Below are 15,596 nucleotides of genomic sequence, written 5' to 3'. Positions count from 1 at the left end.
TTTGTTTTTTACTCTATAGAGCGTTTATTGTAAATTAGATATCCCAAATGTAGTAAAACGCCGTTTCTTTTTATCGGATCGTCATATAAATTATAACTCAGGCTGACCGGGCCAACTGGTGTGTGGTAGACAAGGCCGGCTGTTCCTGCATAATGTATATGGTTAAATGTGTGGGTATTTTTAACATCCTGGAACCCATTTTGTGCAAATTCCTGGTAGGGAAGGAAGAGAAAGGCTTCCACTCTTAAGTCCAGGTTCTTTTTAATCTGGTAGACGTTTTTCAAACCTCCTGCAAGATAGGTGGTAGCCCTGAATTTTTCCAGAAAGAGTGATCTGCTGTCCTGTAGGGGATAAAAAGCCGGTGCTGCAAGTAAAGTGGAGTAATAATTGGAGAAAAGGGGCTGATTGGAAATCACGCCTTCTGCCAGATAGCCCAGCGTGTACTTGCCCTGATGAAAGAAGTAATTTTCGTCACTCATCTTGATGTTTATCCATTCTCTTTGCTTTTTGGTCACTTCGATGTCTCCTGATAAGTCAGTAGTCCTTGAAATATTTCCCGGTGTATAAAATTCGCGGCCGGTATAGTAGTTGAGGCTGAGCAGGAAGTTCCGTCCTCTGTTGGCGTACTGTTTACGGTTGAGGGTGTTCTGTTCAAAAGCCAGGGTAGATCTTAATCCGATGAAAGTAGTTTTATCGAGTATGTCACCAATATTGAAGGTATTAGTAGGACTGTAATGGTCATTATTGCTAATGAATGAAGTGCTGAGCGTAATCCTGGTATTGCGGTTAAGCGGGATACCCCCTTTGAGCTCGATTTTTCTATCAGATTGTTCTATATACGTAGGATGGGGGTTCTCGATGAAAATCTGACTGGTATTGTAAAAATTAAAGTGATTGTAGGTCATTTCACCACTCAGGAAAAAAGGGAGTTTTGAGGGATAGTCAATACGGCCATTTAGCTGCACAGATTCATAAAAACGACCTGAATAAAAGTTTGTTCCGAAGGTATAAGCCTTGCGGTCCAGGTAATTATACTGTAAGCCAAGAAATACATTACTGATCGGTCTGCTGGAAATGTTTCCGCCAAAATCAAGTTTGAAACTTCTTTTGGGGCGTGCTACAATTCCGAAAGTATAGCTGTCGGATGTTGGGTTGTAGGTTATTTTAGGGTAAATAGTTTCAAAAGTTTCATCAGCCACCAGTTTATAATATCCCTGCTTGATGTCATCTAAATCAAAAGTTGCTTTATCACTTTTGAACAAGCGTTCTATATAGCGTTTCTGCTGATTATTTACACCGGTAACTGTGACGTCACTAAAAACTAACCTTGGTTTCTTGTTATTGAAGGTATTCCTCCGGAGGACTATATCTTCTTTGCTGACTCTGCGTTTAACTTCCTTTAGTATTCTTGGCATATCGGCCATAGTGGCATCGTAGCCCTGTTTGATCAGTTCGGCAACAGGGGTGAAATTGCTTGAGCTATAGTCCTGAAGGTCGGGTTGGATATAAATACCGTTTTTTCCAATAAGTGTGGAGTCTGACTTGGAGAGGAACATAAATAACATCAGGCGGTTAATTAAACGTTCATCATCGTTTTTTGGGTATTCTTTGAAATTCTTGGAGGATACATTAGCGCCGATGATATAATCAGGCTTGAATTCTTTCTGCATGACATCGACCGGAAAGTTATTGTATAAGCCGCCATCAAAAACATATTTATTGTCCAGTTTGATAGGCCGGTAGATTAAAGGAACTGTCATCGTTGCGCGGACAGCTTCTGCCAGGCTTCCATTCTTCACTGTAATGCTGGTTTGTGAAAATACATCGGACACCATACAGCGGTAAGGAACAAAAAGATTGTCGAAATTGTCTTTTGATATAGCCGAAGCCTGTGATAAGAGTTCAATTAAAGCAAAATTTAACGGGATGTCGTTGATCAGATTCGATCTGAAACTAACTCTTAAAGCGGTGTCGATAGAAAGTTTTGCGGTAATCAGGGAGGCATTCGGGCTGCTTTTCTGAAAGAAAAAATTGTAATCGCTTTTGAAACGACCGCTTACCCAATCCTGAAAATCGGGGGTCAGTGCTATCTTTTCAATTTGTTCAGGTGAATATCCGGCGGCATAAAGTGCACCTACGATTCCACCCATTGAGGTTCCGGTGATGTAATCAACCGGGATATTATTTTCCTCCAGTGCTTTGAGTGTGCCAATATGTGCGAGTCCTTTAGCCCCGCCTCCACTGAGCACAAGGCCAACCTTCTGTGCATTGACCTGGAAGGTACAGAAGCAAAGTAAACCGATGAGTAGTTTTTTAATGGAGATCACTTTCCTAAATTACAGGTTTTCTTTTAGAGCCTGTTGAAAAATTATTCAATTAATTCAGGTAAGCGTCCTGACGATTAATTCAGCGCGTAAATATGGTAAGTAAGTAATGTCGCAAAACTCACCCATAAAAAATAAGGGATAAAGAGTAAACCGGCCGTTTTGTCAATTTTATAGAATACAATGCCATTCACCAGGATTGCTGCCAGCAATGCGATAATTTCAATCAGAGATGCGCCAATCAAATGATGGTAAAAGAATAAATAAGACCAGCAGAGGTTAAGGATCAGCTGGATAAAATAGATGGCTATGGTTCTTGGAAAATGGATGATCTGCTTTCTTTTGGACCATATCAGATAGGCTGAAATCCCTATAACTATAAAAAGAGCCGACCAGACAGGGCCGAATAACCAGTTAGGCGGATTGAATGATGGTTTTTGAAGTCCTGGATACCAGGTGTTTACTGATTTTATGGTGATTAGCCCGCCAATTGCCCCAAAACTTAGTGGAATGAGTAAATTGATTACAAATGGAAGAAATTGAAAGCGGGTTTTAGTAGCGGTCATGGATAAGGATTTGTTTCTTCCCGGATCAATAATCATGCCCGTCAGCTTTGTCAGCTCTTCAAAAAAGGCTAAATTGCGGTCATAGAGATAAATTTTAAACAGCCCTCTGATATGCAAGATTTTAAACCTGTCGCAAATTCCCAGATTACTTTAACTGAACTGATGATCCCGTCGTATTCAAATTTTGGCGGTAAAATACATGGCGGTATTATCCTTAGCCTGATGGATAAGGTTGCCTATGTCTGTGCTGCAAAACATGCCGATGGATATTGTATAACTGCTTCCATTGATGTGGTCGATTTTCTAGCCCCGGTCGAAGTTGGAGAGCTGGTCTCTCTGATGGCTTCAGTGAATTACGTAGGAAAAACTTCTATGATTATTGGGATCAGGGTCGTTTCTGAAAATCTGAAAACACAATCAGTCAAACATACCAATACGAGCTATTTTACGATGGTTGCCATTGGAGAAGACAACAAGCCCAAAGAGGTACCGGGACTTACGCTGAAAAGTAAGGACGATATCAGACGTTTCTTCCAGGCGATGAACCGCAGGGAACTTAAAAATACTTACAAAAAAGACGAAGCAATGCTCAAGCAAACAGCTTATGAACATCATAGCTTTATGGATGCACTAAGCCGTGAACGCTGTAAAATTGAAATGTAGTTTAGTTTTTTTCCTTGACTATAGTTACGCTGATACCTTTATTTTCCATTAATTTGACCAGTGCCGGCGATATACCATCGTCGGTAATGATATGCTGGATCTGATCCAGTGAGCAGATTTTTCCCAGACCGCGTCTTCCCATTTTAGAGCTGTCGGCCAGTACTACTGTAACCTGTGCTGCATTAATCATTTTCTGGTTCAGACGCGCTTCCATCAGGCTTGTGGTTGTCAGGCCGGTTTCAATATCGACTCCGTCTACACCTAAGAATAACATACTACAGGATACATCAGAAAGGATCTGCTCTGCATAGGGCCCCATGACCGAGGAGGAGTTTTGTCTTAACTGACCGCCAAGCTGTAAAACTTCTACATGCTGGTGATGGGATAATTCGAGGGCAACATTTAGTGCTGAGGTAATTACAGTCAGATGTTTTTCGGGATGTATAGCTCTGGCCAGGGCTAACATAGATGTACCTGAGGCGATAATGATGGAGTCGTTGTGTCCGATCATTTCTGCTGCGGCTGTGGCTATCAGTCTTTTTTTGTCAGCATGCATCTGCTCCTTTTCAGCAACCGGTCTGTCGTTGGTATAAGGATTTGTTTTTGAACCTCCTCCGTGTGTTCTGAATAGTAATTTTTTGTCTTCCAGTAGTTTAAGGTCTTTCCGGATAGTCACATCCGAAACTTTCATTTGTGTACTGAGTTCCTGTACATTCACAAATCCGGTCTCATGGAGCTTCTTTAAAATTAACTGATGTCTTTCGGTAATACTCTTCATTCCGGTTTTTGTGTTGGTTGCTGATGATCAAAAATAAACAATATCCGTAAGTTCTGGCCAATAATTTCAGTCAAATATTTTAATGTTTGTTTCGTTTTGTTTCGATTAATGGTTGGTTAGGTTGCTTGATAGGTTGTTTAATGGCTTTTTTGTTATGTTTTGGCCTGTTTGTTAAATATATTAGGTTCTTAATGATTTTAATTTGTTTTGAAATGTTTTATTTTATAGATTTGATATAGAAAGCGAAACTAATCGTTATAAAACATAAGGAGGTTGCATCGATGAACAAAAGCAGGAAAGAACTTATAGAAAATATTGCTGATCCGGGTAAAGTATGGGATGTTATTGTAGTTGGTGGGGGAGCAACGGGTTTAGGAGCTGCGCTTGATGCAACGAGCCGCGGTTATCAGACATTATTGTTGGAGCAGGTTGATTTTGCAAAAGGCACTTCCAGCCGTAGTACCAAATTAGTTCATGGAGGCGTGCGTTATCTTGCACAGGGGGACATAGGACTGGTTCGCGAAGCATTGTATGAGCGGGGTTTACTTTTGAAAAATGCGGCTCACCTGGTGAAAAATGAATCATTTATTATTCCTAATTACGAATGGTGGGGAGGCGCTTTTTATACGATAGGTCTGACAATTTATGATCTTCTGGCTGGTAAACTTGGATTTGGCCGCGCTAAACATATCTCGAAAAAAGAGGTCATCAGTAAATTACCCACTATCAAACAGGAAAACCTGTATGGTGGTGTAGTTTATCATGACGGACAGTTTGACGATTCCCGTCTTGCTGTAAACCTGGCCCAGACCAGTCTGGAACAGGGGGCTACAATCTTGAATTATATTCGTGTATCCAGCCTGATTAAAGATGCAAAAGATAAAGTAGCCGGTGTAGTTGCTGTTGATGCAGAATCAGGGATTACTTATACTATAAAAGGAAAAACTGTAATTAATGCAACTGGTGTATTTGTGGATGATCTGCTGCAAATGGATAAACCGGGTAAAAAACCTCTGGTCAGGTCAAGTCAGGGTGTACACCTGGTTATGGAGCGTTCGTTTATGCCTGGAGAAGATGCGATTATGATTCCGAAAACGGATGATGGAAGGGTCTTGTTTGTTGTGCCATGGCATGATAAACTGGTAGTCGGAACTACTGATACTCCATTGGATAAACATAGTCTTGAACCGGTAGCCTTAGAAGAGGAAATCGATTTTATTATGCGGACTGCTGCCAAATACCTGGTTAAGGTACCTACCCGTAAAGATGTATTGAGCGTGTTTGCAGGTTTACGTCCTTTAGCAGCACCGGAAGACGGTTCTTCGAAAACTAAAGAGATTTCGCGTAGTCATAAACTGATTGTTACTGCATCGGGCCTGATTACCATTACTGGTGGTAAATGGACGACCTATCGCAGAATGGGAGAGGATACGATCAATAAAGCTATTGAGGTTGGTAGACTCAAAAATGTTCCTACAAAGACAAAAGAGCTTTCTATTCATGGCAGTAAAAAAGACGTAGACCGTAAGAACCACTTATATGTTTACGGAAGTGATCAGGAAGCTGTGCTGGCTTTGGGAGAGGAGAATCCACAGTGGAGAGAGAAATTGCATGTACGGATGCCTTACCTGAAAGCCGAAGTGATCTGGGGTGTAAGACATGAAATGGCACGGACTGTAGAAGATATTCTTGCCAGAAGGGTAAGGGCGCTGTTTCTGGATGCCCGTGCCGCGATTGATATGGCCCCTGCTGTAGCCAAATTAGTTGCCTCCGAACTCCATTATGATGAGAACTGGGAGAAGGAACAGGTTACTGCTTTCAGAAAACTTGCCCAGTCTTATTTGCTGGAACCTTATACACCTGAATAGTAATTATTTAGCATCAATTAAAACCAATATAAACCAATATTTTATGGAAGATTACATTTTGGCTCTGGACCAGGGCACAACAAGCTCGCGTGCTATTATTTTTGATCATAAAGGACAGATCAAATCTATGGCTCAAAAGGAATTTACCCAAATTTTTCCACAATCAGGCTGGGTAGAACATGATCCTAATGAAATTTGGTCAACTCAGGCCAGTGTAGCAGCAGAAGCAACCGTTAAGATGGGAATTAACGGATCAAATATTAAAGCAATCGGAATTACTAATCAGCGTGAAACGACCATCGTGTGGGATCGTGCTACCGGAGAGCCGGTCTATAATGCTATAGTCTGGCAGGACAGACGTACAGCTGCTTTTTGTGATCAGCTAAAAAAAGACGGTAAAACGGATATGGTCCGTGCGAAGACCGGATTGGTTATTGACTCTTATTTTTCAGGAACTAAAATCAAATGGATATTAGATAACGTGAAAGGTGCACGTGACAGGGCAAATGCAGGTGAACTGGCTTTTGGAACTGTTGACAGCTGGCTGGTCTGGAAATTTACCAGGGGGCATGTCCATGTAACTGATATCACCAATGCAAGCCGTACGATGCTTTTCAATATCCGTACGCAGCAATGGGATGATGAATTGCTGGAGTTGCTCGATGTTCCGAAAAGTATGCTTCCGGAAGTTAAACAATCCAGTGAAATATACGGAGAAACTACAACTACAATTTTTGCTTCCAAAATACCTATTGCAGGTATGGCAGGAGATCAGCACGCGGCTCTTTTTGGCCAGATGTGTATAGAAAAAGCCATGGTTAAAAATACTTATGGTACTGGTTGTTTTATGCTGATGAATATCGGTGATCAGTTTATTGAATCAAAAAATAACCTGCTGACTACTGTTGCATGGAAAATTAATGGTAAAATACAATATGCTTTTGAAGGAAGTATATTTATCGGTGGTGCTGTAGTTCAGTGGCTGCGCGATGGTCTGGGGATTATTAAAAAATCGGCTGAAGTAGAGAAGCTGGCTGCAACTGTAAAGGACACGCAAGGGGTTTATTTTGTGCCTGCTTTCGCCGGTTTGGGAGCGCCTTACTGGAAACCTGATGCCAGAGGTACAATCGTAGGATTAAGCAGAGGTACAACTTCCGCTCATATCGCCCTGGCGGCTCTTGAATCTATTGCCTATCAGACAATGGATGTTCTGAAAGCGATGGAAGCTGATGCGGGAATGGAAATTAAGGAACTAAGGGTTGACGGAGGTGCGACGGCAAATGATCTGCTGATGCAATTTCAGTCAGACCTGCTAAACTGTAAAGTTATACGTCCGAATGTGGTCGAAACTACAGCTTTGGGGGCAGCTTATTTAGCCGGACTGGCTGTCGGTTACTGGAAAAGTGTAGAAGAGATACAGCAGTTATGGCAATCAGAAAAGGAATTTGTTCCGGCAGCTGACAGATCGGCTATGCAAAAGGGGATCAAAGACTGGAAAAGAGCTATTCATGCAGCACAAAGCTGGAATGATGAACTTCCTGAGTCTGATGCAGTTTAATTATTCATATTAATATTCATAAAATGACTCCATTTATTGCTGAGTTAATAGGTACTATGTTACTTATACTCCTGGGCGATGGCGTAGTGGCCAACGTTGTGTTAAATGATACGAAAGGAAATAATAGTGGCTGGATGGTAATTACCACAGCCTGGGGACTTGCTGTTTTTGTCGGTGTAACTGTGGCAGGGCCTTATAGTGGTGCGCATCTGAATCCCGCAGTAACTATCGGTCTGGCCATAGCCGGGAAGTTTGCCTGGGCGAGTGTGCTGCCTTATATTGTGGCGCAAATGCTAGGCGCGGCGATGGGTGCTTTTCTGGTTTGGGTAATGTATAAAGATCATTTCAACCGTAATAATGATCCTGGTGCTATGCTTGCTGTTTTTTGTACAGGTCCGGCAATCCGTAATTACGTTTCCAATATATCCAGTGAAATTATAGGCGCTTTTGTGCTTGTATTTACTGTCTTTTATATAACCGGAGCTGAGATTACGCCTACAAAAGTGCCGATTGGCCTGGGTTCGGTGGGTGCTGTTCCGGTTGCTTTTCTGGTATGGGTAATTGGTCTCTCACTGGGTGGAACTACGGGATATGCAATTAATCCGGCAAGGGATTTAGCTCCGCGGATAATGCATGCTTTGTTGCCGATGAAGGGAAAGGGTGGAAGCGACTGGTCTTATGCCTGGATTCCTATTATAGGACCGATAGTTGGTGCAGCAATAGCAGCACTTGTTTATATGCAGTTTCATTAATTATCTGATCTCTTAAACATATTTTTATGAAAACTATTTATAGAGGTAGCCTGGTGGCTATGCTGGGGCTGAGTCTTTGCTTTTTTGCTAAAGCTCAGGATGTAAAAACCCCGAAAACAGACACCGTAGCGGTGAAAAAATATACACCTTTTAATGTGAATCTACAGCTCCGTAACCTATATATATGGCGTGGGTTCAGGGTTTCCAATAGTCCGATTACGGATGTAGATATGCATTATACCACCAGGGATGGCAGTTTTGCTGCGGGTATCTGGGGTGGGGCAGGTCTTAACGGGCAGTATAAGGAATTTGATTATTATGTGAGTTATGCGAAGCATGGATTTAATTTTTCTGTCTGGGATATTAACAACTTTACAGATTTTCCGAATGCCAATCTGTTCGATTATAAAAGAGCAACTACATCGCATTTTATTGATGTAACAGCGGGATATCAGTTTGGGGATGCTTTTCCGATCAGTATAAACTGGAGTACGATTGTACAGGGCAGGGATACCCATATGAACAGTGATGGCTCTTTAGCCAATAATTATTCTAATTATGTGGTGCTGGATTACAGGATATGGAAAGAAGGAACTACTAATCTTCATCTTTTTGCCGGCGGTGGGTTTGCTTTTGGAAGGCAACAGAATTTTTATGGGTCTAAACCAAATATTGTCAATTCTGGGATAACGTTTAACAAAGACCTGGTCGTTTTTAACTATCATATGCCAATTGCTGCCACAGCCATGTTTAGTCCCGAACATAAACAAGGAGCATTACAATTGATTATCAACGCATTTTAATACAATGATTCTACCTATGGGGTCATTAAAAAACCAGCCAATTGGCTGGTTTTTTTTATTTAATAAGTAATCAGGTACTCTGTTTTTCCGGATCTTTATACTGTCGGGGCAAACGCATTCTAAAGAATGACAGATAAAAACAAAATAGCTGGATTGTAAGAATGACAAAGAACCCTGAAAGGGTTCCGTGTCATTTGTGTTTTTCCATAGGTAGATGGATAACTTAGATCAATAATAAGCTTATCATTTGATTAATCATTTCATTATTACGTGAACTGCCGTTTTCCCTACGTGAATAGTAGATTTTATTTACAATTGTGATGAAAATGGTAGTTTATCCATTTAGTCTGCGGCTGAGGCCGGATGGAGAGAGGGGGCTGTAGAAACAAAAGAAGGGCCCCCGTTAATTCTCGTTTAATCGAATAGTTTCAAGATCACCTCGTAAGTATGAAAAAACGAGATTAATTCTTAATAAAGTCTTGTTTTGGTTGTGTGTTTTTATTTAACTTAGAAAAAAGTGAAAATATGAAAAGACTAATTCTCTCTTTATTCTTAATTGCTCCTCTGATGGGGTTGGCCCAGGAATCACAAATTGATAGCCTCACAAATAAAATAACTTATACTGAAGTTGTTAAAACCCCTGGGACTAAAGTGCAACTATTTGATAAGGCCATGGAGTGGCTCGCAACTTCTTTTAAATTGGTTAATGATGTTGTTCAGATAAAAGATAAAGAGGCAGGAAAGATTGTAGCTTCATTGCTCGTTTATTCATGTGAAGAAGGACGGGTATATGCTAATATAATTATCCTTATAAAGGATGATAAATTTAAATATACAATTACTGATCTGGTATTTAATGGCAAGGGGAATTTTAGATCCTGGCAGTTTGAAGCCGATCCCGCTAAGGCTAATATTACGAAAAGGGGAGTCAGGAATATTAAAGACAACGCGTTTTTAAGAGTCCAAAATCTGATTCAATCTTTAAAGTCCAAAATGTCCAGTCCAAATTCGGTCTCAGAGTTTTAACTGTAAGCTGCGTAAATCGTAAGTTATAATTGAAAAAGCCTCTATCTTTAAAGTTAGAGGCTTTTTTAGTGTTCCCGAAGGGATTCGAACCCCCATCTTTGGTACCGGAAACCAAAATTCTATCCATTGAACTACAGGAACATTTCGGCGAATATAGGCATTCAAATGCTTATTACATATTTTCCCTGGGATAAAATTTATTTTTAATTATTTACGGATGCCCGTTACAACCAAATGAAAGCCCTGGTATTTCAACAGATCTGAACCTGACAGGATAGTTTCGATGAAGAACAGCTTATTGTTTACCCAGGTTTCCTGTTAAAGACAAGATTTCAAAGGTATAGGTCAGCTGGGTTTTGTTTTTTTCGTAACACTGAAGTGCATCCCATAAACTCCTGAATTTTGCAGGGTTCAGATTATTTTTGACATCCCTGCAAAAGGCGACAACACCATGATCTTTCCATTCATTATTACTTGTTGAGAGCTCGATGAAAGGATAAGACTCTCCTTTGGATAGTAAGGATATTTTGAAGCCGTCAAGGATGTCGTGAAGCAGACGGAAACAAGACTCACTGTCTCTGTACAAATCCGGAAACAGACCTTCAAGATGAATGTTCTCAATATTCTGTTCCAGAGCGGTTACCTGCTTCAGAAAAGCAAGTCTGATCTGATCAGCAGATTCATCGGGTACAGATAATTCATCTTGCAGTATTTTTACCATTTGCAATGATTGGGCCATGGATTTTTTTGATTCTTCATTGTTTTTTTTGAGAAAGATCTTGTGAGCAGACTGGAAGTTTTCAATCGCTTCGAGGCTCTTGACAAGAACTGAAGGGGCGTTGTAGTAGTTTTTGATAGAAGGTTTCATAGATCGTCGGTTGCTTGCAGCAACATTCGAATCCCCGGCAGGAAAAAACTCATGTTACCACTTAGGTAAAAATAATAATTTTGTTGAATGCGTATCTTATTTTTTTAATTAAATTTTACCGGAACGCATTGTCTGTCAGTGATAAATCTATATGTTTTATCTTTATACAGACGCCTGGGCTTCTTTTTCCTGGTTGACCAAATTCTGATTGTGTAGCCTTCCGATTTTCATTTTTATCCGTTTGGTCAGGTAATTATAGATGATCATCTCATGCATGCGCTGATCATCGTGAAATATCCTGTTGACATGCATGTGAAATAAATCCGCTAATAAACTATATTTCTTTGTTTCCGGACAACTGGCCAGGGCCGTCAGAAATGATCTCTCTGTCTGAAGGGCCCTTTTCTGCAATAGCTTATCCCTGTATATCGAAAGGCTGTCATAATTGAAATCTTTGAAACTTAGATTTATTTTTTTGAGCCCTTCTGGGAGAATCTTGAATTCTGCAGAGAAATTGCCATGCATTTGTTCTGCAAATTTAGCCTGTTCCTGAAGGGTTAGTTCCATACCATGCAGCACATTCTCCATCAGCATCATGGAAAGTATATAAAGGTCGTTCGCCTTTACAGGTTTAGTAATAACACTTAATACATAATCACTGTCAATTCCAAAATTCTTTTCTGCCAGGGTTATTCTCTTTAAGCCATATCTTTCTGTTTCCTGACGGTAGATTTTGACTTGTAAATCGGCTATAATACCAGTTCTGATATAAGGGGCCAGAAGATCGGAAAGACTTGTTGTCAACTCCTGTCCGTCAGTTATTTTCCTGAGCTGAAGCCTTAACCTGATATGATAGGATGGATCGTTATAACGAATAAAAAACCAGTTTTTCAATTGTTTACGCGATGGAGAGATGAATTGTCTGTTGATGAGCTGAAGGATGGAATTGCATTTTGAAGCGTGACAATAAATTTCGAAATACAGCCATTCTGTTCCGGGTAAAAATAGATCAGAAAAATGCTCTTCTTTATTCCAGCTGCCAGCTAAAGGATAAGGGAAATATAGCTGATTTTTATGTTGGAGGTTCACAATAAATTCCGGAAGATAGGGCGCATTATTTTCATCGACCGCCTGAGGCAGCTTAGGGATAAAAGCTTCTTCGATATAGAGGTCTTTTTTATTCCGGCAAAAGAGAAGGAAAGAATGCCTGTCTTCCTCTGCATTCATATCAAAGACAAGTGTCTGATCATTCACCCCGCATTTGAATGGTTTATCTAAATTAATATGTTTTAACCAGTCATGTAAGGCCTTTAAAGATTGATCAATAGCTGTCCCTGCACATACTGATTCCGGAACCAGCCACTTTTCAGGAGACAGGATAACATTTTTATACTGTATTCTCTGATAGTGTAAAAGTCCGGGAAATATAGTGTCCAGTTTGAGGCCTAAATAAGAACGGAGGCCCTGATGCTGCAAGTCGGAGAGAAACCGGTAAACAGCCAGATCGGAACGGGCGTAATTATAGGCAGAAGCTAGTTTAGGGATTATTCTTTTGCCATATTTGACTGAATGCAGGATGAGTTCATTCCCTTTGACACTTAACATGATATCATCCAGGTCGAGTACGTGCTGACTTTGCGGCCAGCTTAAAATAGGAAGTTCATATTTATAGATCGCTTTTCTGCGGTTAATATTATCAGCATGTTTTTCAATCTGGTACGCGATATCAAAAAACAGGATATCAGGATTAGCCTCCTGTTCTGTCTGGACAAATCCACGTCCCAGGCTGGTGATTTCATCACTGGCCATGGTGAACCTGCCCAGTAGAGAGTTTGCAGTACAGCCGCCAAAATATTCCACAATCAGATGTTCCTCAGTAGCCTGTAGTAATATACTGATCGTATTGGCTACAGGGAGCTGTGAAAGCGTAGGAGGGGCCTTAAAATCCGTCAGTTGTATAGTTTTCTGCTGCATCATCTGATTGAGTATAAACTGGTGCAATGCAGTATAGGAGAGGTTGTGATTTTCATTTTGTACAGATCTTCTGTATCCCTGCAGTTCATGAACAAGCAGGTCCTCTTCTTTATTTAGTGTCGTAGATCCGTAGCCAACACCTATTTCGGGGTCCATCGCAATTTGTAAGGGAACTTCTTTTTGTTCAAATTTTTTGACAAATTTTTGTCTGAAATCATCCAGTGAGGTCATCTGGCTGGCGGGTGTATGTGTAGCAAGGAATTCAGTCAACTCTGTTAATACCTGAAGTCTTCGCTCAGATAATTGTCCTTTTATCCTCTTCCGTTCGGCAATAATGTAATCGTCTATTTTATCTCTGTGGGCATAGCCGATACGGTCAAAATAATCATGGCCAATAATATTGGGTTGGAAATCTGTAATCAGTAATTGAAGGTCAACCAGTTGCTCCAAAAAATAGTTTGACATGGCCAGACTCAGTTTATGTTCCTTACGCAGAAAACGACGTGTTTCTTCAACAGTCCTTTTGGTCCTGCAAAAATCAAGTGTGGATAAGGTTGTTTCTTCGACTTCAATAGCTGACAGTTCAAAAGATCCGTTTTCAATATTGATATAACGTAAGTCATCACCTCCCTTGTAAGCTGTTGTATTCGCCATCAGGAAATCTGCACGATGAAATAGCCATTCGGAATCAAAATTGAAATTTTCCTTTTCCTGCCAGTTGACAAAACGGTGGCTTATATGTTTTTTTGAGAGGGTGACCGGATCATTATTGGTTTCGTTATTAACCGGAATAATAGAAAATGCCGCAAAATTTCCAAAAGGGGTTGCCCTGTATTTGGCGCGGTTAAAATACTTCCAGATCGTAAACCTGATTTTTGGGTCGAGCGTGGAGAGGTCTGAACATTCTGTTCCCCTTATCATTTCGTAAAATGAAGGAGAGGACTCATGAATGTAATTCTTTAGTTCATCCCATACTATATGTATATCCTCCTGATAAGAAAATACCGGGGTGCGGGAGATACTAACGGGTGAGAGCGTCAATTTCATAATTTATGTTTATATATTTTATTAAATAATTAAACAATATGATGCTCTTTACAGGTAGAGGTTTAATTAATTATTCAGCTTTATTTTAATTTCCACCCTGAATAAGTTAGCCATCATGCCATGGCTGAATTGATAATTTTCTTTATAAAACTGTTTTAACCTTGAATTGATATTAGCCAATCCGGTTTTACCGCTTATGATATTTCCATCATGATTAGGAAGATTCGAGGTTTGCAGAATCAGATATTCATCTGTTGATTCTACCCGTATTTCGGCCGGATAATCTTTGTCCAGCAGATTACCATGTTTAAAAACATTTTCAACCAGAGTAAGCAAGATGATTGGAATAATGGTTACCTGATCATTCTTTAGTTTGGTAGTATATTCAATATAAAGGGTATGATTGAACCTTAACTGATTCAGTCTGATAATGTTTTCGACTTGCTCCAGTTCTTTGGTCACCAGTATGGTCTGGCTGTTATTCTCTAAGGCAAAACCCATAATGCCGGATAACCTCATGATGGCTTCATTGGCTTCTTCAGGTTTTTTCTTTGCAGCGTATTTGATAAAGCTTAAAGTATTGAAAAGTAAATGAGGATTGATTTGTGCACGGAGAAAGTCCTGTTCAGCACGTAGAAGTTCATTTTTCAGCTGTTCGTTTTCTATTGTGCGGTTAAGTTCATTCTGTTTTTTCTGATAATAGCTGATCAAAACATAATAAGCAGAGCCATAAAGGGCAAAATATACTCCTCTCCAGACTGTACCAGCAAATGTCGTTAGAGTAAAGTACACTGAAAGCTTAGTATAGGTAATAGATTCGACATGATTTTGAGCGAATTCTTTCAGGCAGATAATGATAAATATTGAAATAAAATAATAGACAAGTAACTCGATAATGATGAGTGCCGGTATCAGCCATATATCCTTTTTGGTCTTTGTTGACCCTTTTCTGAGTAGTATCAGCGAATGAAAGTAAAACAGTGCAATGTTAAGAGAATAAAATAGAAAATAATCAATAAAAGGGCGGATGGATGAGGTGATCATCCTTAGCATAAACATCTCATAAATTATAAATAAACACCAGCATAATATATGGATGCGTACGCCTTTTATGAGTCTGAATAGGTCTTTATATAATAATTTTACCATGTAATATAATAAAGGTGTACAGCCCTTTTTTTGGGGATAACATTGGCGATAAACTAAATAATTACAGCCATGAGTTTGACCAGAAAAAAACTAAAACTGACAAAAAAAACATTGTTTCTTTACCAAAAACAATCACGTCGTCCTGATCCAGTTGCTACTGATCCAACGAATACATTTACTATAACCCCTAACTTGCCCCGAGTGTAATGTCGGTTCGGTA

At 40.0% G+C, this 15,596-nt stretch carries 12 protein-coding genes and 1 tRNA gene; 6 read left to right on the top strand and 7 right to left on the bottom strand.

All coding sequences use genetic code 11. The annotated features are described in order from the left end of the window. Positions 1-8: 8 nt before the first annotated feature. Positions 9-2,327 (bottom strand): patatin-like phospholipase family protein, encoded by a 2,319-nt coding sequence (locus HDF25_RS11285; protein ID WP_317618202.1) that lies wholly within the window; start codon positions 2,325-2,327, stop codon positions 9-11. 74 nt (positions 2,328-2,401) lie between these two features. Then, on the bottom strand, positions 2,402-3,007 hold the full coding sequence (locus HDF25_RS11280; RefSeq protein ID WP_260409362.1) for a TspO/MBR family protein: 606 nt from the start codon (positions 3,005-3,007) through the stop codon (positions 2,402-2,404). Here HDF25_RS11280 and HDF25_RS11275 point away from each other — a divergent pair. Continuing rightward, positions 3,002-3,553 carry an acyl-CoA thioesterase gene (locus HDF25_RS11275; protein ID WP_184624862.1) on the top strand — a complete coding sequence of 184 codons (552 nt, stop codon included), beginning with the start codon at positions 3,002-3,004 and terminating at the stop codon, positions 3,551-3,553. The two genes, HDF25_RS11280 and HDF25_RS11275, sit on opposite strands and share 6 nt — an antisense overlap. A gap of 1 nt (position 3,554) precedes the next feature. On the opposite strand, the gene HDF25_RS11270 is transcribed toward HDF25_RS11275, so the two are convergent. Next, positions 3,555-4,331 carry a DeoR/GlpR family DNA-binding transcription regulator gene (locus HDF25_RS11270; RefSeq protein WP_184624861.1) on the bottom strand — a complete coding sequence of 259 codons (777 nt, stop codon included), beginning with the start codon at positions 4,329-4,331 and terminating at the stop codon, positions 3,555-3,557. A 281-nt stretch (positions 4,332-4,612) separates the two neighbouring features. Between HDF25_RS11270 and HDF25_RS11265 the strand changes: the two genes are divergently transcribed. The 5 genes from HDF25_RS11265 (at position 4,613) to HDF25_RS11245 (ending at position 10,338) form a co-directional block, all read left to right on the top strand. Continuing rightward, positions 4,613-6,199: a glycerol-3-phosphate dehydrogenase/oxidase gene (locus HDF25_RS11265; protein WP_184624860.1), complete on the top strand. Its 1,587-nt coding sequence runs from the start codon at positions 4,613-4,615 to the stop codon at positions 6,197-6,199. A gap of 43 nt (positions 6,200-6,242) precedes the next feature. After that, complete coding sequence (glpK, locus tag HDF25_RS11260) at positions 6,243-7,757, top strand: glycerol kinase GlpK (protein WP_184624859.1); 1,515 nt, start codon at positions 6,243-6,245, stop codon at positions 7,755-7,757. A 23-nt stretch (positions 7,758-7,780) separates the two neighbouring features. After that, on the top strand, positions 7,781-8,509 hold the full coding sequence (locus HDF25_RS11255; protein ID WP_184624858.1) for an MIP/aquaporin family protein: 729 nt from the start codon (positions 7,781-7,783) through the stop codon (positions 8,507-8,509). A 26-nt stretch (positions 8,510-8,535) separates the two neighbouring features. Further along, on the top strand, positions 8,536-9,312 hold the full coding sequence (locus HDF25_RS11250; protein ID WP_184624857.1) for a hypothetical protein: 777 nt from the start codon (positions 8,536-8,538) through the stop codon (positions 9,310-9,312). A gap of 525 nt (positions 9,313-9,837) precedes the next feature. Further along, positions 9,838-10,338: a DUF4468 domain-containing protein gene (locus HDF25_RS11245; RefSeq protein WP_184624856.1), complete on the top strand. Its 501-nt coding sequence runs from the start codon at positions 9,838-9,840 to the stop codon at positions 10,336-10,338. 69 nt (positions 10,339-10,407) lie between these two features. Here HDF25_RS11245 and HDF25_RS11240 read toward each other — a convergent pair. The 4 genes from HDF25_RS11240 to HDF25_RS11225 form a co-directional block, all read right to left on the bottom strand. Beyond that, positions 10,408-10,479, bottom strand: a tRNA-Arg gene (locus HDF25_RS11240). Between the two features lie 154 nt (positions 10,480-10,633). Then, complete coding sequence (locus HDF25_RS11235) at positions 10,634-11,206, bottom strand: hypothetical protein (protein WP_184624855.1); 573 nt, start codon at positions 11,204-11,206, stop codon at positions 10,634-10,636. 162 nt (positions 11,207-11,368) lie between these two features. Further along, complete coding sequence (locus HDF25_RS11230; RefSeq protein ID WP_184624854.1) at positions 11,369-14,227, bottom strand: lantibiotic dehydratase; 2,859 nt, start codon at positions 14,225-14,227, stop codon at positions 11,369-11,371. 66 nt (positions 14,228-14,293) lie between these two features. Continuing rightward, positions 14,294-15,280 carry a sensor histidine kinase gene (locus tag HDF25_RS11225; protein ID WP_184624853.1) on the bottom strand — a complete coding sequence of 329 codons (987 nt, stop codon included), beginning with the start codon at positions 15,278-15,280 and terminating at the stop codon, positions 14,294-14,296. Positions 15,281-15,596 lie beyond the last annotated feature (316 nt).

The organism is Pedobacter cryoconitis (assembly GCF_014207135.1).
Lineage (GTDB): Bacteria > Bacteroidota > Bacteroidia > Sphingobacteriales > Sphingobacteriaceae > Pedobacter > Pedobacter cryoconitis_D.
Note: the sequence above shows the minus strand (reverse complement) of the source record. Positions and strands in the feature narration are given on the sequence as shown.